The organism is Nocardia kruczakiae NBRC 101016 (genome assembly GCF_001612965.1).
Classification (GTDB): domain Bacteria; phylum Actinomycetota; class Actinomycetes; order Mycobacteriales; family Mycobacteriaceae; genus Nocardia; species Nocardia kruczakiae.
Window position 1 is genome coordinate 1 of sequence record NZ_BDBL01000013.1, and the last position, 18,049, is coordinate 18,049.

At 68.0% G+C, this 18,049-nt stretch carries 20 protein-coding genes; 4 read left to right on the forward strand and 16 right to left on the reverse strand.

Going from position 1 to position 18,049, the window contains the following annotated elements; genetic code table 11:
• Nucleotides 1–458: 458 nt before the first annotated feature.
• Both NK1_RS10700 and NK1_RS10705 read right to left on the reverse strand, forming a co-directional pair.
• Complete coding sequence (locus tag NK1_RS10700) at nucleotides 459–632, reverse strand: hypothetical protein (protein ID WP_157104199.1); 174 nt, start codon at nucleotides 630–632, stop codon at nucleotides 459–461.
• A 53-nt stretch (nucleotides 633–685) separates the two neighbouring features.
• Complete coding sequence (locus NK1_RS10705; RefSeq protein WP_084460759.1) at nucleotides 686–1,546, reverse strand: oxygenase MpaB family protein; 861 nt, start codon at nucleotides 1,544–1,546, stop codon at nucleotides 686–688.
• 178 nt (nucleotides 1,547–1,724) lie between these two features.
• Here NK1_RS10705 and NK1_RS10710 point away from each other — a divergent pair, with 178 nt between their 5' ends.
• Nucleotides 1,725–3,371, forward strand: coding sequence for an acyl-CoA synthetase (locus NK1_RS10710; RefSeq protein WP_245660432.1), 1,647 nt, complete (start codon nucleotides 1,725–1,727; stop codon nucleotides 3,369–3,371).
• Here NK1_RS10710 and NK1_RS10715 read toward each other — a convergent pair.
• Together NK1_RS10715 and NK1_RS10720 are read right to left on the reverse strand one after the other, a co-directional pair.
• Nucleotides 3,368–3,802, reverse strand: a complete 435-nt coding sequence (locus NK1_RS10715) for a hypothetical protein (RefSeq protein ID WP_157104200.1) — start codon at nucleotides 3,800–3,802, stop codon at nucleotides 3,368–3,370. The genes NK1_RS10710 and NK1_RS10715 overlap by 4 nt on opposite strands.
• Before the next feature lie 7 nt (nucleotides 3,803–3,809).
• Nucleotides 3,810–4,727: a cutinase family protein gene (locus NK1_RS10720; protein WP_063008375.1), complete on the reverse strand. Its 918-nt coding sequence runs from the start codon at nucleotides 4,725–4,727 to the stop codon at nucleotides 3,810–3,812.
• A 398-nt stretch (nucleotides 4,728–5,125) separates the two neighbouring features.
• Here NK1_RS10720 and NK1_RS10725 point away from each other — a divergent pair, with 398 nt between their 5' ends.
• Complete coding sequence (locus tag NK1_RS10725; protein ID WP_157104201.1) at nucleotides 5,126–5,281, forward strand: hypothetical protein; 156 nt, start codon at nucleotides 5,126–5,128, stop codon at nucleotides 5,279–5,281.
• Between the two features lie 142 nt (nucleotides 5,282–5,423).
• Here the strand turns inward: NK1_RS10725 and NK1_RS10730 are convergent, their stop codons facing one another.
• From NK1_RS10730 to NK1_RS10765, 8 genes are all read right to left on the reverse strand, one after another.
• On the reverse strand, nucleotides 5,424–6,272 hold the full coding sequence (locus NK1_RS10730) for a 3-hydroxybutyryl-CoA dehydrogenase (RefSeq protein WP_063008483.1): 849 nt from the start codon (nucleotides 6,270–6,272) through the stop codon (nucleotides 5,424–5,426).
• Between the two features lie 107 nt (nucleotides 6,273–6,379).
• Nucleotides 6,380–7,588, reverse strand: coding sequence for a Cmx/CmrA family chloramphenicol efflux MFS transporter (locus NK1_RS10735; protein WP_084460761.1), 1,209 nt, complete (start codon nucleotides 7,586–7,588; stop codon nucleotides 6,380–6,382).
• 254 nt (nucleotides 7,589–7,842) lie between these two features.
• Nucleotides 7,843–9,141 carry an RNA polymerase sigma factor gene (locus tag NK1_RS10740; RefSeq protein ID WP_063008377.1) on the reverse strand — a complete coding sequence of 433 codons (1,299 nt, stop codon included), beginning with the start codon at nucleotides 9,139–9,141 and terminating at the stop codon, nucleotides 7,843–7,845.
• A 4-nt stretch (nucleotides 9,142–9,145) separates the two neighbouring features.
• Nucleotides 9,146–9,502, reverse strand: a complete 357-nt coding sequence (locus NK1_RS10745) for a YciI family protein (RefSeq protein WP_063008484.1) — start codon at nucleotides 9,500–9,502, stop codon at nucleotides 9,146–9,148.
• 14 nt (nucleotides 9,503–9,516) lie between these two features.
• Nucleotides 9,517–10,086 carry a dihydrofolate reductase family protein gene (locus tag NK1_RS10750; protein WP_063008378.1) on the reverse strand — a complete coding sequence of 190 codons (570 nt, stop codon included), beginning with the start codon at nucleotides 10,084–10,086 and terminating at the stop codon, nucleotides 9,517–9,519.
• A gap of 94 nt (nucleotides 10,087–10,180) precedes the next feature.
• Nucleotides 10,181–11,020 (reverse strand): SAM-dependent methyltransferase, encoded by an 840-nt coding sequence (locus NK1_RS10755; protein WP_063008379.1) that lies wholly within the window; start codon nucleotides 11,018–11,020, stop codon nucleotides 10,181–10,183.
• A gap of 98 nt (nucleotides 11,021–11,118) precedes the next feature.
• A complete protein-coding gene (locus NK1_RS10760; protein ID WP_063008380.1) occupies nucleotides 11,119–12,465 on the reverse strand; it encodes a family 1 glycosylhydrolase in 1,347 nt (448 codons plus the stop codon).
• Nucleotides 12,466–12,626: 161 nt separating this feature from the next.
• On the reverse strand, nucleotides 12,627–12,842 hold the full coding sequence (locus NK1_RS10765; RefSeq protein WP_063008381.1) for a hypothetical protein: 216 nt from the start codon (nucleotides 12,840–12,842) through the stop codon (nucleotides 12,627–12,629).
• A 7-nt stretch (nucleotides 12,843–12,849) separates the two neighbouring features.
• Between NK1_RS10765 and mug the strand changes: the two genes are divergently transcribed.
• Nucleotides 12,850–13,413 (forward strand): G/U mismatch-specific DNA glycosylase, encoded by a 564-nt coding sequence (mug, locus tag NK1_RS10770; RefSeq protein ID WP_063008382.1) that lies wholly within the window; start codon nucleotides 12,850–12,852, stop codon nucleotides 13,411–13,413.
• 59 nt (nucleotides 13,414–13,472) lie between these two features.
• On the opposite strand, the gene NK1_RS10775 is transcribed toward mug, so the two are convergent.
• Nucleotides 13,473–13,901: a GtrA family protein gene (locus tag NK1_RS10775; RefSeq protein ID WP_084460776.1), complete on the reverse strand. Its 429-nt coding sequence runs from the start codon at nucleotides 13,899–13,901 to the stop codon at nucleotides 13,473–13,475.
• Nucleotides 13,902–14,140: 239 nt separating this feature from the next.
• On the opposite strand from NK1_RS10775, the gene NK1_RS10780 reads away from it, so the two are divergent.
• Nucleotides 14,141–15,457 carry an MATE family efflux transporter gene (locus NK1_RS10780; RefSeq protein WP_084460762.1) on the forward strand — a complete coding sequence of 439 codons (1,317 nt, stop codon included), beginning with the start codon at nucleotides 14,141–14,143 and terminating at the stop codon, nucleotides 15,455–15,457.
• On the opposite strand, the gene NK1_RS10785 is transcribed toward NK1_RS10780, so the two are convergent.
• From NK1_RS10785 to NK1_RS10795, 3 genes are all read right to left on the reverse strand, one after another.
• Nucleotides 15,444–15,854 (reverse strand): hypothetical protein, encoded by a 411-nt coding sequence (locus tag NK1_RS10785; RefSeq protein ID WP_157104202.1) that lies wholly within the window; start codon nucleotides 15,852–15,854, stop codon nucleotides 15,444–15,446. The two genes, NK1_RS10780 and NK1_RS10785, sit on opposite strands and share 14 nt — an antisense overlap.
• A gap of 277 nt (nucleotides 15,855–16,131) precedes the next feature.
• Complete coding sequence (locus tag NK1_RS10790) at nucleotides 16,132–17,154, reverse strand: LLM class flavin-dependent oxidoreductase (protein ID WP_063008384.1); 1,023 nt, start codon at nucleotides 17,152–17,154, stop codon at nucleotides 16,132–16,134.
• Nucleotides 17,151–17,975, reverse strand: coding sequence for a DUF1684 domain-containing protein (locus tag NK1_RS10795; protein WP_063008385.1), 825 nt, complete (start codon nucleotides 17,973–17,975; stop codon nucleotides 17,151–17,153). The genes NK1_RS10790 and NK1_RS10795 overlap by 4 nt, the downstream gene beginning before the upstream one ends.
• Nucleotides 17,976–18,049 lie beyond the last annotated feature (74 nt).

Sequence of the window (18,049 nt, forward strand, 5' to 3'; positions counted from 1 at the left end):
CTCCGCATGGTGCTTCAGCCGTAGACGAACCGTGTCGTGTACCGATATCTCCGGGAGTTCGTCCGGCCGGATGAATCGGACTTCGGTCGATTCGGCGCTTACCGCGATGCGGCCGCCGCAGGCCGATCGCGCATCCGGGCGGTGTGCTCGAGACAGCTGACTACGGGATGACGCGTGCGGCGGATTTTATCCGAGTTCCGCATCGACTCACTGCCGCAACGCATTTCGGGTGCCGCCGCCTATCCGACCGGTCGAGCCGGCCGACGCCGAGACGTGCGAGCGGGTGCTCCGTTGCTGCGGAGACTGCGATGCAAGCACTCGGTTGGATCGTTGTCATCGGGCTGCCCCTGGGCGTAGCGCTCTGGCCTGCCAGGCCGCATCGAGACTGAGGCGCCCCGCACCTATCGCGGTACGGCGTATATAAACCCTGCGGGCCCTGAGTCGTCGACCGGAGACGATCAGGGTTTGTGTTCCTCGAGGTGGGTCCAGAAGCCGGGGGCGTAATACGTGTATTTCGTCGCGGTGTACACCGCCAGCACTCCCCCCTCGAGGAACTTGAAGTTGTCCTCCGGGTCGGGGAAAGACTGTTCATGGTCCGGCCCACTCGCTGTCGTGTATACGCGGAAAGGCATGACATCCACGGTATCCCTCGTCAGCGAGGAGCGGGAAGCGGCCTGACCGCCGTTTACACCAGCGACTTTCCGAGCGCCTGTCGCCGCCGCATATCCTCGATGTATCCATCGAACGGGTAGCTGCGCCAGCGTTCGGGCAGGCGCTTCAGCACGGTTCCGATGGTTCGCATCACGATCTCGAAGGTGCGCTGGCGCCGCGGCCCCCATCCGAGGCCCAGCGCGTCGCGGAACTGCTGGGGCAGGAATCCGGTGGTGAAGAAGCGATTGACCCGCGCGAAGGCGATTCGCTGTGCGCGGCTGTACGGGCCCAGGCCGATGACCTGGTCCAGCAGATAGCGGCGCACCTCGTCGTCGAACGAGATCTCGCCCAACTTGGCGTTCCAGTACTCGTCGAAGGCCGCTCGATCCGGCGGCCACAGCCGCTCCGGCATCTGCAACGTCGTACCGAACCGCGCGGACTCACGGTAGAACTCATCAGCTAAGTTATCTTCAATTCTGCCACAGAAGAACCTGGTCGAATCATCGACGCCGCGATAGATGCAAGCCGCGACCCAGAGTTGGAGTTGTGGATCGAAGGCGTTGTAGCGGACCGGACTGCCGGGGCGCGACCGCACCTGCCGATGCGAGGTGTCGACGGCGGCACGGTAGGCGACGCGGTCCTCCTCGGTCCCGAGCATCGCCACCGCCAGATAGGTCAGCGTCGTGCGGCCACGCTTACGCGGATGCCGTGCGTATTGCCCGCTCTCCACGGTACTTTCGACCACTCCGCGACCGACGGGCGGCAAGCCGAGCTGCATCACGACATTCGCCGGGCCGCCCAGCAATGCCGCGGGACCGGCCATGTACTGCCGCCGGCGGGCGAGTCCGGCATCCTGCGCGGGGGCCGCGGCCACGGTTCGGGCGGCTCGATTCATGCGTATCACTCCGAGTGTCAATGAGGTGTCAGACGTCTCATCCTCTCACCACATGCTTGCCGACAGCAATGCTTCACCGAAGGCCACACCGCCGAATATGTGAATGTGTATTCTGACAATAATCCGGGCGAAGCGATACCGAAGGCTTCGCCGACCGAGGTGGATCGAGGTCTGTGTGGTGCTGTCGAGTTCTGCGGGCGAGCTGGTCCGGTCCGTCGGTGACGCGTTCGCGGCGGCATCGGTGTTGCGGCGGCGCGGCATGTTCGACCCGTGGCATCCGCTCGATATCGTCCGGACCGCGCGCGACGCGGGAATCTACGGCCCGTTCGTCACGGTGCTCGCCCACGCCGCGCGCCGCACTCCGACCGCGCCGGCGCTGGTCGACGAACGCGGCACCCTCACCTTCGACGAGCTCGACCGTGAATCCAACGCACTCACCCGCGGGCTCGCCGCCCACGGTTTCGGGCCGGGATCCGTCCTCGCCGTGCTGTGCCGCGATCACCGCGGCATGGTTCTGAGCCTGCTGGCCGCGGGCAAGCTGGGTGCGCGCGTGGTGCTGCTCAATACCGGATCCGCCGGCCCGCAGCTCGCCGAGGTCGTCGCCCGCGAGAAGGTCGACGCGCTGCTGCTGGACAGCGAATTCGCCGACCGCGCCCGAGCTGTCCCCGCCGACATCCCCCGGCTGCTCACCTGGGACGACGAGGGAACCTCCGGCATCACCACCATCTACGCGCAGGCCGAGCCGCACTCCACCGACCCCGTGGCCGCGCCCCCGCGCCCCGGCGGACTCGTGATACTCACCAGCGGCACCACCGGAACTCCGAAAGGCGCTCCGCGAGACAAGGTTTCCCCGCTGCAGTCGGCGCAGTTCCTCGACCGGATCCCGCTGCCGCGCGAGAAGACGATGGTGATGGCCGCCCCGATCTTCCACGGCACCGGACTGTCCCAGTGCACACTGGGCTGGGCGCTGGGCAATCGAATCGTCTTCCGGCAGCGCAAATTCGATCCGGCTCGCACGCTCGCCACGGTGGCCGAATACCGCGCCGCGACCCTGGTGCTGGTGCCGACGATGTTGCAGCGCATCGTCGATCTCGACGAATCGGTGTTGCGGCAGTACGACACGTCGTCGCTGGAGGTGATCTTCGCCGCCGGTTCGTCCGTATCCCCGGATCTGAGCCGCCGCACCGCCGAGGTTTTCGGCGAGGTGCTCTACAACCTGTACGCCTCCACCGAGGTCGCGGTGGCGGCGGTGGCGACTCCGCAGGACATGCGCGAGGCGCCGGGGACGGTCGGCCGTCCGCCGGTCGGATGCCGGGTCGCGATCTACGACTCCGACCGCAATCCGGTGACCACCCCCGGCGTGGTCGGCACGATCTTCGTCTCCAGCGGCCTCAGCTTCACCGGATACACCGACGGGCAGCACAAGGAGATCGTGGACGGGTTGTTGTGCAGCGGCGACGTCGGGCATTTCGACGCCGACGGCCGGCTGTTCGTCGACGGCCGCGACGACGACATGATCGTCTCCGGCGGTGAGAACGTCTACCCCTTGGAGGTCGAGAACCTCCTGGTGAACCGGGCCGACGTCGCGGAGGCCGCGGTGGTCGGGGTAGACGACCGCGATTTCGGAAAGCGGCTGCGCGCCTTCGTCGTTCGCACCGCCGGGGCGAGTGTCGACGCCGAGGAGATCCGCGACTACGTCAAGGCGAATCTCGCCCGCCACAAGGTTCCGCGCGATGTCGTCTTCGTCGACGAACTGCCGCGCAACGCGACCGGTAAATTGCTGCGGCGCCAGCTGGAAACCGAACGCGTCGCGCCCGCCGACTAGTTCGCTTCGCGGAACCGATCCGCCATCGGATACCAGCCGGGGGCCGCCGACGCGAGTTCCCCGGCGACACCGAGCAATTGCGCGGCCACCAGCTCGAGCCGCGTCTGCGGCCGGGCGAGGGTCGTGACCAGCCCCACCGGCACGGCGGCACTCAACTCGCGCAACCGGGTGAAGCCGTCGGGATCCCGGTTCGCCGCGCAGTACAGCAGGGCGCTACCCCACCGCTGACAGAATTCGGCACTGTCCCAGAGGTTTTCGGCCGATCCGACATCGATGACCACGGTGGGCGGTCCGTCGATCACCCAGCCTCTGCGAGTCACCCGGCCGACCACCGCCACCGATTGCTGCTCGCAGACGCGGTCGATCACCCTTCCGAGCGGCCCGTCCGCACCGACGATCGCCACCGCACCACGATCGGCCGTTTCCCGCATACCCACCTCACCTGCCTATCAGATCCACCAGTTGCCGGCGCAGCCAGGACAGGGCCGTCTCACCGCCCGGCCCGACGACGTAGAACGGATAGCTCTGGTGGACACCGGAATTCACGAACTCCGCGATCTGAGCCTTGCGCTCGTCCACGGCGCTCGCGTCGAGCTGACCGGCCAGCAACCCGAGACCTCCCGCGGCCAGCGCCGAATCGAGCAGATCGGCCGCGTCCCGGGAGTACCGGTCGAACAGCGCCGGATCGGGATTCGAGATCTCCACGAAGAATCCGGCGATGCGGCCGGCGAAGTCTCCGTCGGGCATGGCGCAGTACAGGTCTCCGGCGGCACAGAACGTGTAGGTGCGTGCGGCGAGCAGGCCGAATCCGCCGGGGCGCGCTCCGCCCGCGCCGGCACCGGCGACCGGCGGGCCGATCAGGGTGTCGGTGGGTGCGCGTCGGGGATCGGACACCAGGCCCACCAATGCGATTCGGTCGGGTGCCACTACCCCGTGGCCGGTGCCGATCTCGGCCGCGAGATCACCCGCGGCATCGGCGCCCTGGCTGTAGCCGAGGATCGCGATGCGCGTCGCGGCGCACGACTGTGCCACCGCGGCGACCGCGGCGCGAGCCTTGTCGACAGCTTCGCGCTTGGAGCGGCCGTACACCTCGCCCTCCCACGGGAATGCCGTCGCGGTGTAGGCGACATAGCCGACACCGACGTCGCCCGGGAGTGCGTCCACACTCGCCGCGAGCATTCCTTTGCGCGGGTCGTCGTCGGAGGTTTCCCAGGTGCCGGGAACGGCGAGCACATACAGGCCCGGACAGGCCGGCATCGCATGCGCGGGCGGGCCCCCGCCGAGCTGCGCCAGGCCGTACGTCACCGCCACCAGACCGGCGGCGGCGAGGGATTTCCAGCGTGTATACGGAGACACGGTGACACCTCCGAATCGCTCGGCAGCTTTGCCGCGACATCCGCGCGAGCGGTGTCGTAGTTGAGAGAATGATAGATAACTTATCACTCTCGCCGACCGGGTGTCGCCGGATTTGCGCGAATTGACCCGCATCGATATCCACACGCCCGAAACCCGGAAAGATCTCCACGACAGCGCGATTGGAGGAGGATCGCCGATGGCGGCCCACGACTGCCGCCCCGGCCTATGCGCGGTTCGGCGGCACACCCTGCGCGACGTATGCCGGTTGGCAAGAACTATCAGTAACTTGACGCCCTATCCGACGCACGTGCCGGTTTCCTTCGGCCCGCCCACCGAGCAGACCGACTCATCGGCGCGTGCCGGCGATTCGACAGCCGACGAACGGGTACGCGCACGGCATGAACCACCCCGAGAACACCGACGCGCACACGGATGCCGAACAGAACGATCAGGAAACCCAGGGCAAGCGCACAGTCGACGCGCCACCGGAGACCTCCGGCAAACTGGCCGGCCCCGGCCCCGCCCGCGACCGGAAAGAAGACCCCGACACCTGACCGGTGCCGGCGCGAAACCCGCTGCCGGTCAGGCGTTTCGACGCCCCGACGCGCAGTGAGCGGTGGGCGAAGGACGGCTCCGCCCCGCATTCCCGGTGATACGCCGACAGCGTTATCCGTCCGGGAACGCGGGGCGCCGCGATCAGTTGTACTCGTAGAATCCGCGACCGGTCTTGCGGCCGAGGCGGCCGGCGTCGACCATGCGACGCAGCAGGGCCGGGGGCGCGTAGTGCGGCTCGGCGAATTCACCGTACAGCGATTCGGCGGCGGCGAGAGCGATGTCGAGGCCGACGGTGTCGAGCAGGGTGAGCGGGCCCATCGGGTAACCGCAGCCGCCCTTCATCGCGGCGTCGATGTCCTCGGCGCTGGCGTAGCCCGACTCCAGCATCCGCACCGCCTGGCACAGGTACGGGATCAGCAACGCGTTGACGATGAATCCGGAGCGGTCACCGGCCTGCACGGTCGTCTTGTGCAGGGTGTTCTTCGCGTAGTCGGTCACGGCGGCGGCGGTCTCCGGCGAGGTGACCAGCGTCGAGATCACCTCCACCAGGGGCATCACCGGCACCGGGTTGAAGAAGTGCAGGCCCACGACCTGCTCGGGACGCTGCGTGGCACCGGCCACCTTGATCACCGGGATCGAGGAGGTGTTGGTGGCGAGGATGCCGGCCGGCTTCACGATCTTGTCCAGCTTGCCGAAGATCTCGTACTTCAGCGATTCGATCTCCGGCGCGGCCTCGATGACCAGGTCACGGTCGGCGAACTCCTCGATGTCGAGGGTGACCCGCACCCGGGCGAGCACGGCGTCGGCCTCGTCCTGGGTGATCTTGCCCTTCGTCACGCCCCGCGAGATCGACGATTCGATGCGCTTGTGCGCCGCCTCGGCGAACTCCGGCGTCGTCTCCAGTACGAGAACCTCGCTCCCGGCCTTCGCGCATACCTCGGCGATTCCCGCACCCATGGTTCCGCCACCGATCACACCGATCAGCTTCACAGTCGTCTCTCCCACCATCTTGGTTCCGAACACTTGCGCGCCCATTATCGCTGTTCGGGTAGTTGGAACAGGTTGCGGGCAAACTCCGGTCCCCGTCGGCCGCGTCCTCACCGGCCGCGCCGCGCTGCCGGGCGATCCGCGGGTCGGCCGCTCGACCGGCTCGTGACGGGCCGACGCCGATCCAGCACGACGACACCCAGCGCGGCGGCGGTGAAGGCGGCGCTGCACCACAACGCGGTCGCCGGGTCATCGGTGAGGTCGACCACCGGACCGGCGGCGACCGGGCCGAGCACGGCGCCGATATTCAACGCGGTGGTCGCCAGCGCACCGGCGATGCGGGGAGCAACCGGTGTCGCGGTCCGCACGATCGTCGCGATCAGCGTCGAACCGACGCCGAACGCGACCGCACCCGCCACCACCGACATGACCACCACCCCGATCAGCATGTGCGCGGCCACCGCGGCGAGGAGCCAGACTCCCCCGAGCAGAGCCGTTCCGCCGAGGACGATCCGCCGCTGATGACGGTCGCTGTAACGACCGGTGACCGTCACGCCGAGAAACGACCCGGCACCGAAGAGGGCCAGCACGATGGGAACCCACCTGTTTCCGGCGACGGCGGTCGTGATGGTGCCCAGATAGGTGAATGCGGCGAAGGTCGCGGCGTTGACCAGGATCGCGGCCACGACGGCGATCAGGACCGGCCACTGCCTCAGCACCGACCATTCGCGCCGCATCGAGGGGGCGGGCCCGGTCGGCACATCACTGTCCCGTACCTGCCGGCCGAGCATCGTCCACACCGGCACGAGCGCCACCGCGCTGAGGACAGCGACAGCCCAGAACGCCGAACGCCAGCCCCAGAGCTGTCCCAGCACCGTGCCCGCGGGCACCCCGGCGATACAGGCCACCGTGACCCCGGAGACCACGACGGCGGTCGCGCGGCCGATCATCGCCGGACCGACCAGCCGCGGAAGTGCGGCCAGCGCCACCGCGAGGAACCCGGCATCGGCGAGCGCCGCGACACCTCGCGTCGCCAGCAACGAGGCGAAACCTGTTGCGGTAGCGCCGATCACGTGAGCAAAACAGAAAACCCCGAGAAACGCCGTGGCCGAATACCGGACCGGCACACGGCCCGCCACCATCGCCATCGTCGGCGCTCCCACCACCATTCCGGCCGCGAACAGCGAGGTCAGCAAACCGGCGGCGCCGAGCGAGACGCCGAGATCGTCGGCGATCTGCTGCAGCAGTCCCGACACCATGAACTCCGATGTGCCCTGCGCGAAAACCGCGACAGCCAGCACGACAACCACAAGGGGCATGAGAAGTACTCCAGGAGACAGGGCGCCGCATACGGCGCCCAGAAATGAAACCGGCATCATCCGGCGCTGCGAGATACACCAACCGCACCGGTCGCTCAGCGATCGGCGGGAATCCACTCACAACGCCGCTCGGCCCGCGGGCCGAGCGGCTACCGTTCGGATGCCTCCGGAGAACTCACCCCACCACCCTAACAACGCGCATCGACGCGGGTGACCGCGCCACCGAAAGTCGAAGTGGCCCGGAGAAACTCGGTCTAGGTCAGCCGGGCCGCACGGTCGCGCAACAACGCTTGTTCGGCAGCGTTGGCGGTGAGATCGGCGGCACGCAGATAGGCGGCGCGGGCGTCGGCCGGGCGGTCCAACTGCACGAGGAAGTGCGCGCGGACGGCGTGGAGCAGGTGATAGGACTCGAGCGCGCCGGTCGCGGCCACCGCGTCGACGAGGTCGAGTCCCGCGGCGGGGCCGTGCACCATGGCCACCGCGACGGCGCGATTCACTTCGACGACCGGCGACGGAAAGCGTTCGGCGAGAACGGCATACAGGCCGGCGATGCGTCGCCAATCGGTGTCGTGCGAGGTGGCGGCCATGGCGTGCGCGGCGGCGATGGCGCCCTGCAGGGCGTAGCGACCGGGTGGAACACCGCGACGCACCGCCAGGTTGTGCGCTCGGCCGAGGGCGGCGAAGCCGCGGCGGATGGACAGCTGATCCCAGCGGCTCCGGTCCTGATCGGGAAGCAGCACGAGCTGTTTCGTCGCGTCACTGCGCGCACCGGTGCGCGAAGCCTGCAATTCCAGCAGGGCCGCGAGGCCGAACGCTTCCGGTTCCCGGGGCATCAGCCCGGTGAGGATCCGCGCCAGACGCAGTGCGTCGTCACACAGTTCGGCGCGCACCCAGTTCTCGCCGGAGGTGGCCGCATACCCCTCGTTGAAAATGAGATAGACGACCTCCAGCACGGACTCCAGCCGCTCGGCCAGCTGCGGACCCGACGGAACCTCGTAGGGCAGCTTCTTCTCGGTGATGGTCCGTTTGGCGCGCACGATCCGTTGGGCCACCGTGGTTTCCGGCACGAGATACGCCCGGGCGATCTCGTCGGTCGTGAGGCCGCCGACCATACGCAACGTCAACGCCACCCGAGCGGGCTGCGACAACACCGGATGGCAGGCGGTGAACACCATGCGCAGCAGATCGTCCTCGATATCGTCCGTATCCGGTTGCGCGCCGGTGTGTTCGGTGACCAGATCGTGCCCGAGCATCGGCAGTTTCCGGGCGAAGGTGGCGTCACGGCGGATCCGGTCGATGGCACGGTGCTTCGCGGTGAGCATCAGCCAGCCGCCCGGATTCGGCGGAATCCCGTCGCGCGGCCACTGCTCGAGGGCCGCCAGATGCGCGTCCTGTGCGAACTCCTCGGCGGTGGCGATATCACCGACCAGCCGGGTGAGTCCGGCCACCAGTTTCGGCCATTCGATGCGCCAGGCCGCCTCCACGGCCCGAGCCGCCGGTGAGCGGCCGTCGGCACCTGCGTGCGAACGACCGCTCACCCCGGGCAACGACATAGCGTCAAGCCTGGTCGTCCAGCTGGCGAATCTCCAGTTCGATATCCCATTCCGGCCCGTGCAGCCGCAGAAACCGCGAACCCCATTCCATGGCCTCGTCCTGCGAGCGGGTCTGCAGCAGGCAGTATCCGCCGATGACCTCCTTGGACTCGCTGAACGGGCCGTCGAGCACGGTCTGCTTACCGCCGGTTTGGCGAACCCGAACGCCTTCGCCGACCGGTCGCAGTCCCGCCGTGTCGAGCAGCACGCCGGCCTTGGTCATCTCCTCGAGCAGTTTGCCCATATCCTCGGCCATGGCGGGATCGGGCCCCTGCACCGGCGCGGCCGCGGGGTCGAGACGGATCAGCATCAGATAACGCATATCCGCATCCTTCCTCATCGCACCTGGTAGCGGAGATACACCGCGCCCGAACCGAATGCCTTCGACTCCAGCAGGTCGAGATCCAGTTTCGCCTTGTCGTGAAATACCGGGGTGCCCGAACCGAGCGTGACCGGATGGACGACGATACGGAACTCGTCGACGAGACCCATATCGATGAACGAATGCACCAGCTTCGGACTGGCGTAGATCGCGATCACACCGCCGTCCCGGTGCTTCAGCGCCTCGATCTGCTCGGCGACGTCGCTGCTGATCAGCCGGGTGTTGTTCCACTCGGCCGACTCCAGCGTGGTGGAGCAGACGATCTTGTCCACGGCGTTGACCCATTCGGCGTGCCGGCGCTCACCCGGGGAACTCTCGGCGTTCGGCTGCTGCGACCAGTACCCGAACATCCCCAGGTAGGTTTCGCGGCCGTAGATCGCGGTGTCGAAGTCGGCCTGGATGTGCTCGGTGTAGGCCTGCAGTTCGTCGTCGTAGGCGCGGAACGTGAACTCGAATCCCAGATCTTCGCCGGACGAGGCATAGCCGTCCAGGGTCATGTGCTCGAAAGCCACCAGTGTGCGCATGGTTGTGTCCTTCCGGGGGTGGGCTGCCTCTCAGCCCCTCACCTACCCCTCGAACGGGGCACCCCCGGAATCGACATCACCCGGAAAAAAACTTTCACCGCTTGCGGCCGACCGCGGCGTACCCGGCGGCCGGGGGCGCTGACGCGGCGGTGTCCAGAGCTCTGACACCCTCGGGCAAGTCCGGGGTCACCCCTCCGGCGTGCCAATCGTCGATCGCCACGATGCCGGGCTCGATCAGGTCCATACCCCGGAAGAATCGCGCGACCCCGTCGTAGGAACGAGCTTCCATCTCGATCCCGCTCTGGCGATAGGCCACGACCGTGCCCTCGACCATGGCCGGATCGAAGTCGGGGCTCAGGTGTGTCATCACCAGAAACGATCCGGGGGCCAGCGGTGCCAGCAGGGTATCGATGATGTCGTACACCCCGTCTCCCGGTACGAAGTGACACAGCGCTATCAGACTCAGCGCGACCGGCTTCGAAAAGTCCAGTGTCGCTTCCACTTCGGGCGCGGACAGAATCCTGACCGGATCGTGTACATCCGCCTCGACGTATCGGGTGACCCCCTCCGGAGTCCCGGTCAGCAGTGCCCGCGCATGGGCCAGCACGATCGGATCGTTGTCGACGTACACCACACGCGCATCGGGTGCCGCCTCCTGTGCGACCTGATGCAGGTTCGGCTCGGTCGGGATTCCCGTGCCGATGTCGAGAAACTGACGGACGCCGAGGTCGGCACTCAGATGCCGGACCGCACGCACCATGAACGACCGATTACCTCGTGCCACCGTCCGCACCGACGGAATCGCCTGCTCGATCGCTGCCGCCGCCACCCGATCGGCCTCGTAATTGTCACGTCCACCGAGGTAGTAGTCGTAGATGCGGGCACTGTGCGCCCGGTCCTGTCCGAGATCCACCACACCGCCGTCGTCGGCCACGACCCGCTCCTCTCCACTTGTGTTGTCGCAGAGGAGTTAACCACTGCACGCCGCGCGCACACCACGGCATCGAAGGCAGCTGGATGGCTCGGGACCGCCTACGGCCCCGCGACCGGGCTGAGGCAGCTGGCCGGTGGGTCGACGAAGATGCAGAGCGCTGGGGCGCGGGTCGGACGGTAGTCGCCGGGGACGCCACCGGCGGCGACGATCTGCGCGTACGTGCCGACGGCGTCGGTGGGGCGACGGGTCAGGGACGGATCCGTGCGGACGTCGACGGTGTACAGACCGAAACGCGGTGTGTAGCTGCCCCATTCGTAGTTGTCGGTGAGGCTCCAGTAGTTGTAGCCCATCACGTTCATGCCGTCGGCCTTGGCGCGTTGCAACCAGTAGACGGTGTCGCGGAGGTGGTCGCTGCGGGTGTAGCCGTCGCCGCGGGGCAGACCGTTCTCGGTGGGCATGCCGTTCTCGACGATATACAGCGGCTTACCTGGGAACCGGCGCGAATAGTGCTGCAGCGCATAGTAGATGCCCTCGGTGCGCAGCGGCATGTCCCAGATGCGCGGGCCGGGCAGATTCGGCAGCGACGAACCGGTGGCCCGTCCGATCGCGCTGTACAGCGACTGCGCCGGGTCGAATCCGAAGTAGTAGTCGACGCCGACGTAGTCGAGGCGGGCGCCGATCCGGTCCACCAACTCACCGTTGACCTGATCCTCCGCACCCGCGACGTATCCGACGTTGGCGGTGACCTGAGCTCCGGGCTGCTTCTGATGGATGTAGTCGTAGCTGGCGTTGTGCACGTCGACCACCCCGGTCAGCATGGTGCTGGCATCGGCGCCGGCCTCGCGAACCTCGTTCTGGATGTAGGCGACAGGTTCGTTCACGGTGACCCACAACGGGTTCCGCGAGGAATAGCGATCCACGACGGCACGCATATTCGCCAGCCAATCGCCCACCATGCCCGGGTTGCGCCAGCCGCCCCGGTCCGCCTCCCAGCCCGGATACACCCAGTGGTCGAGGGTGATCATCGGCCGCATCCCGGCGCGCACGATGCTGTCGACCACCGAATCGTAGAAGCGGAACGCGTTGTCGTCCCACTTCCCGGGCTCGGGTTGCAGCCGCGCCCACTCGATCCCGACCCGGAACACCCGCATACCCATATCGGCGGCCAGCCGGATGTCGGAGTCGTAGCGATCGGCGAAGTCGACCGAATTCTGCAGTGGTTCGTACCCGGGGTTGCGCGCGATGTAACGAGTCCAATTGCTGTCGGGCGAACGGCCTTCGGACTGGAAGCCCGAACTCGCCACACCCCAGAGAAATCCGGAGTCCAGCGATGCGAGCGCTGCCGCCCGTATCGGTGGGCCGGCCAGAGCCGGAGTGCCGCTCAGCAACACCGACGCAACAGCGACGAACACGGCCGAGACATTGCGCAGAAACCGGGATCGCATCAAGCCAGGGTAACGAATGGACCCGGTCCGCGCTGGTGATCGGTCACCACTACGTCACCGTCGCAATGGGATCCGGCGCGCCACCAGCGACCCGCGAGCATCGCAGCCTCCGACGGGTCGCATCGCACCGGATGACGGACAGCCGCCCGGCTCTGCGCTGGTCAGATCGTTTTCTCCCGCAGGCGGTCCGCAACCCACATGTCGATCTCCCGGAGAGCGGCGGCGGCCATGCCGGTCGGGCGGAAGGTGAAGGCGTGGGTGGATTCGGGATGGACGCGAACGTCGACATCGTTTCCCGCCACGGCGAGTCGGGCGGCCAGCGCCGCATTCCGCGCCGACCACCACCGTGGGCGCGCGCGGCGCGCGGTCCGGCACACTGGGCGGATGGCACATTCCGCCGCGTACCGCCCCACCCCGGCGGATCTGGCCGCCGCGAAGGACCGAACCATTCCCGATCTGGTGGCACCCGATCTGCGGGTGCTGTTCTGCGGCATCAATCCGGGCCTGTGGTCGGGCGCGACCGGCCACCATTTCGCGCGGCCCGGAAACCGCTTCTGGCCCGCGCTGTTCCGGTCCGGCTTCACGCCCCGGCTGTTGCGTCCCGATGAGCAGAAGGAACTGCTCGCCCTCGGGCTCGGCATCACCAATGTCGCCGCGCGAACGACGGCGAAGGCCGACGAGCTGACCGCGGCGGAGTTGCGCGACGGCGGCCGGGCGCTCGCCGAGCGGGTCCGGCACTACCGCCCCCGCGCCCTGGCCGTCCTCGGTCTGGGCGCCTACCGCACCGCCTTCGGGCGGCCGAAAACCACCGTCGGGCGCCAGGCCGAAACCCTCGGCGCCACCGAAATCTGGGTGCTGCCCAACCCGAGCGGCCTCAACGCCCACTACACCCTCGACGCCCTGGCCGCCGAATTCCGCATCCTGCGGGAAGCGACGGAATCCGGCTGACGGCCGACGAATACCGCTGTCATCCGATCCGAACGACCCGTGCCCATTCGGGCGGGCTCTCAGAAAACGAAGCCACGCAGAGCCAGGAACCGCAGACCGCCGACCGCCCCTGTGACGGCGAGGACGGCGCTCGCCTGCGCGAGATCGGCGAGGCCGGGCGCCCAGAAACGGAGACCGGCCAGCGCGGCCGTGCTGATCACCACACCGAGGAGCGCGAGGCCGCCGCCTTCCCATTGTGCGGTGAACCAGCCGATGCGGCCGGCCGCTCGGAAGGTGAGGCGGCGGTGCAGTTCGTTCGCGATCGCCGTACTGACCAGCGAGCCCACGATATTCGCGACGAGCGGTCCGACCCCACTCATGACCACGAACAGCAGGGCGTAGGCGATATTGCTCACGCCGCCGACCAGCGCGAAACGGATCAACTGGGCGAAGGCGTGATCACCGCGCAGATATCGCCGGCCGCGATCGAGCCACTGCGAGCGCAGCATCGGCGGGAGTCCGATACCGAGAGCCGAATCGACACGACTGGCGAGCGTCGTGTCCCACACGGCATTCCGGGCTCCGACCGTGGCGAGTGCTCCGCTGTTCATGGAAGAACTGTCTTCCACGCCGCTGTCACCGGACTGACGCAGCGCTGACACGGTGCTTACACGAGCTCCGGCGCGTGTAGCTCGGGTTTCCGCACCACTGGAAGCGGTCTGTGCGGGAACGCTATTAGAGTCCCTCCATGGGGAGGCAAGCGCGGATCGCGCGACTTCGTCAGGTGAGCGGATTGGCGGCGCCCGTCGTGCTGACCTCCGCGACGACGCTGGTGCTGGGCGTGACCGATACCGCGCTGCTGGGTCACCACTCGATCGAAGCGCTCGGAGTTGCCGCACTGGTCCTGCCGGTATGGATCTGCTGTACCGCGCTGGTGGTGCCGTGGGGGTCGGCGACCCAGATACTCGTCGCGCGCCGGCACGGCGGCGGGGACATCGACGCGGTCCGGACGGTGGCATCGGCAGGGCTTTCGTACGCCGCCGTGGTCGGAGTGACGGTCGCGGTGGTCGCATCGGCGGCCGCACCCGTGATCGTGGCGGTGACCGCACCGGCGGGTTCGGACCGGCGTGATGCGACGGTCATGTTGTGGATTCTGTTGTGCGGGTTGCCGTTCACGGCCGTCACGGCTCATCTGCGTGGTGTACTCGCCGGCATCGGTGATACGAGATCCGGCGCCCGGGTCGCGGTGGCGGTGGCCGTGCTGAACGTGATGGTGTCGTCGATCCTGATCTTCGGTGCGGGGTGGGGGCCGGCGGGGTCCGCGATCGGATCGACCGCTGCCGTCGCGGCCGGCACGGTCACACTGATTCCGCGCGTTCGCCGGGCCATCGGGCCGGCAACCATCCGGAATCGCGCCGATCGCACGGTGTGGCATGCGGTGACCGGGCTCGCGGTGCCGGATGTCGTATTCGGAGTCGTCGCCTACGGGAGTGATGCCGTGATCACGGCGGTGGTGGCGCGAGCGGGGACGGTGAGCCTGGCCGCGCATCGGGTGATGAGCCTGACAGTGTCGCTGGTGTGGATGCTCGTGTTCGGAATCGGTGTGGCGGTGGCGGTTCTGGCGGGCCAGTGCCTCGGCGCCGGCGACGATGGCGGCCGCCGGGCTGTCGTGCGGGCCGGCGCGGTGCTGATGATCGGCGCCTCCGGTGCGGTCGCGCTGCTGCTCACCGCGCTGTCACCGGTGTTGTTCCGGCTCGTCACCGGTGATGCCGTGGTGAGTGCGAGCGGGCGCGGGGTGGTGTGGTCGTTGCCGGTGCTGGCGCCGGTCATGTCGATCGGCATGGTCTACGCCGCCCAGCTGCGCGCGGCCGGGAACACGAAGGCGGTCATGTCCGCGTCCGTGTTCTCGGTCGTCTGCGTCACCCTGCCCGCGGTATGGATCGCGGCCGCGGTGCTGCACTGGGGGCTGCCGGGTGTCTATCTCGGGATCGTGGCGGGCTGGACCGCGCGCGCCGCGGCCACCCACCGGCTATGGCGGGCACAGGTCGCCGTTACCCCAGCTTGAACACATTGGCCTTGCCGGAGACCACGGTGTCCTGAGGATCCACCAACGCCACCCGGACCTGCACGGTCTGGCCCTGCTGCAACTGTGCGGGCGACCCGTCGGGTCCGGTCAGCTCGACGACGGTGCTCTGCGTTTGCCCATTGCAGGTGACCTGCGGTTGGGTACCCATCGCGGACGGCGCGTCGGCGTTGGGATCGCCCACCATGACCTTGACCGCGGACGTGCCGGAATTGGCATCACAGGTGTAGTCGACCCCGACATTGGCCGGCCCCACCCCTTTGATGTCGATGGTGTTGGCGGCGAGCGCAGGCGCGGCCGTCGACACGGCGGCCAGCCCCATCCCTGCCAGGGCGGTGACGAAAAGAGCTGAGCTTCGGTAGTTCCGGCCGGTCATCATCGATCTCGTCCTCCTGGCTCGTAGTACGAACGGTGATACCGAATGCGGTGGAACGCCGGGTGTCGTATCGCGGGTCAGCGCCGACACCGTTGTCGAGCAATGGTGTGGATACCCGGAAGCACGGGTTCAAACTCACGGCCTGATCGCTGCTGTGCCCGACGCCGCGCTCGGCAGAAGCGAGCTCGGACCGTCCGAGGAGTGATCGTCACCGACCCTGCGGCTCACGCCTGAGCGCGGTGTCCGGGTGTGGACAACGCCCCGGTTCGCTCGCAGCGACCTAGGCGAGCGCGGGTTTCCACCCCAGCTCCGGAGCTATCAGTTCCACCGTGTCGTGGAGGATCTGCTCATAGTCCGCGCGATGGAATTCGTAGGGCAGCTCCAGACGCAGTTCGCCGGTCTGTGCGAGGACCGGATCGGCCCGTAGCTGTTCGAGAATCTGCTCGGCGGTGCCGACGACATCCGGGGCGAACAGGACCCGCCGCTCACCTTGCGGGCGGAGGGTGCGTTCGTGGCGGCCGGCGGCATAAGCGCGGTACCGCTCCCGGGTCGCCCGGTCGGCGCTGTCGAACGGGACGATCACCCGGCCGATCGCGACGCGCGCCGGGCGCGACGGATCGATGCGTTCGCGGTAGTCGTCGATGAGCCCCAGTTGAGCGGTCACGAAATCGTCACTGCGGTCACCGAATACGATATTTCCGCTGAGCAGATTCAGACCGTTCTCCGCCGCCCAGCGCACCGAACGGGTACTCCCACCTCCGTACCAGACGCGGTCGGCCAGGCCGGGGCTGTGCGGCTGGAGCCGAGGGCGCTGGGTGTTGCCCGGCGAGTGGATGACGGTGTCGGCGTCGCCCAGGTAGTGGCCGCGCAGGTTCTCTATCAGCCGGGCCACCCGGCCGTAGGACAGGTCGAAGCTGCGCCAGTCGCCGTCGAAGACCAGATCACCGATCAGGTCGGCGTGCGGTGGCGTCCCCGCGCTGAAACCCGGCTGCAAACGCCCCTCGGACAGCACGTCGGCCAGCGACAAGTCCTCGGCCAGCCGGAACGGGCTCTCGTACCCGATCGGAATCACCGCCGCGCCCAGCTCCACTCGGCTCGTCCGCTGGGCGGCCGCGGCCAGGAAGACCGCTGCCGAACCGACTCCGTGCTCGAGATGCCGTTGCCGGATCCATGCGCCGTCGAACCCGAGTCGCTCGCCGTATTCGAACAGTTGCAGCGTGTCCTCGAGGCCGGTGTACGGATCGTCGTCGAGGTAGTTTCCCGGGGTCAGGAACGCCAGCGAAGCGATCCGCGGCGAGCTCATTCCTGACGCTCGTAGGGGATCTTCTCCCCTGCCTCGACCGCGATCGGCAGCCGGTTCTCCGCCGGTGGCAGCGGGCAGGTCGCCAGATCGGTGTACGCGCACGGCAGGTTCACCGCACGGTTGAAGTCGAGCACGACCGTTCCGTCGGCACCCGGCGCCGGCACCTGCAGCACCCGATTCGCCGCGTAGGTGGTGACTCCGGACGTCGCGTCGGTGAACAACACCGACAGATCTCCGGGGCCCTTGCCGGGAAAAGCGGTGAGGCGCAACGGCTTACCGTCGACCTCGAATTCGATCTGCCCCGGCGCGTCGTACACGTGCTCGAGTCCTTCCACCGCAGCGCCGACCGTCGTCGGCCGCGGCTCGTCGAAGGCCACATAGCGCCCTGTGACCGCCCACTTCGGGTCCGGCGCGAACGCCGGAGTGCCGCGAAAAGCGGTGCGCAGCGGGGTGTTCGGGTGCCGAGGGCGCACGATGTCATGGCCACCCCGCTTCGCGACCTCGATCACCGCGTCTCCCCAGACGGCGTTCACGCCACCGCGCTCGGGAATGACGCCGAATCCATAGCGGCCGCGCACCGGCTCGTCGTCGACGACCAACTCTTCATCCTCGTCGAGCACGACCACCACGCCGTCGGCCCCGGTCGACCAGGTGCCGGGGGCGTCGTCGAAGCGCTGCGGGTTCTCGGTGAGCCAGTGCAGACTCGTGATAGCGAGAAAACCGTGCCGGTCGGACAGGTGCGCCTCCTGCCGCCGATGCCATTCCTGCCACTCGGTGGTGAAAGTGTCCGCGTCGGTGGGCGACGGTGCCGGTGTTGCCATGGTTTCGATGTAAGCGGATGCCCGGTCCCGGGCACAGGCTTCCGCTCAGCCCGAACACAATTCGAGTGTCGGTC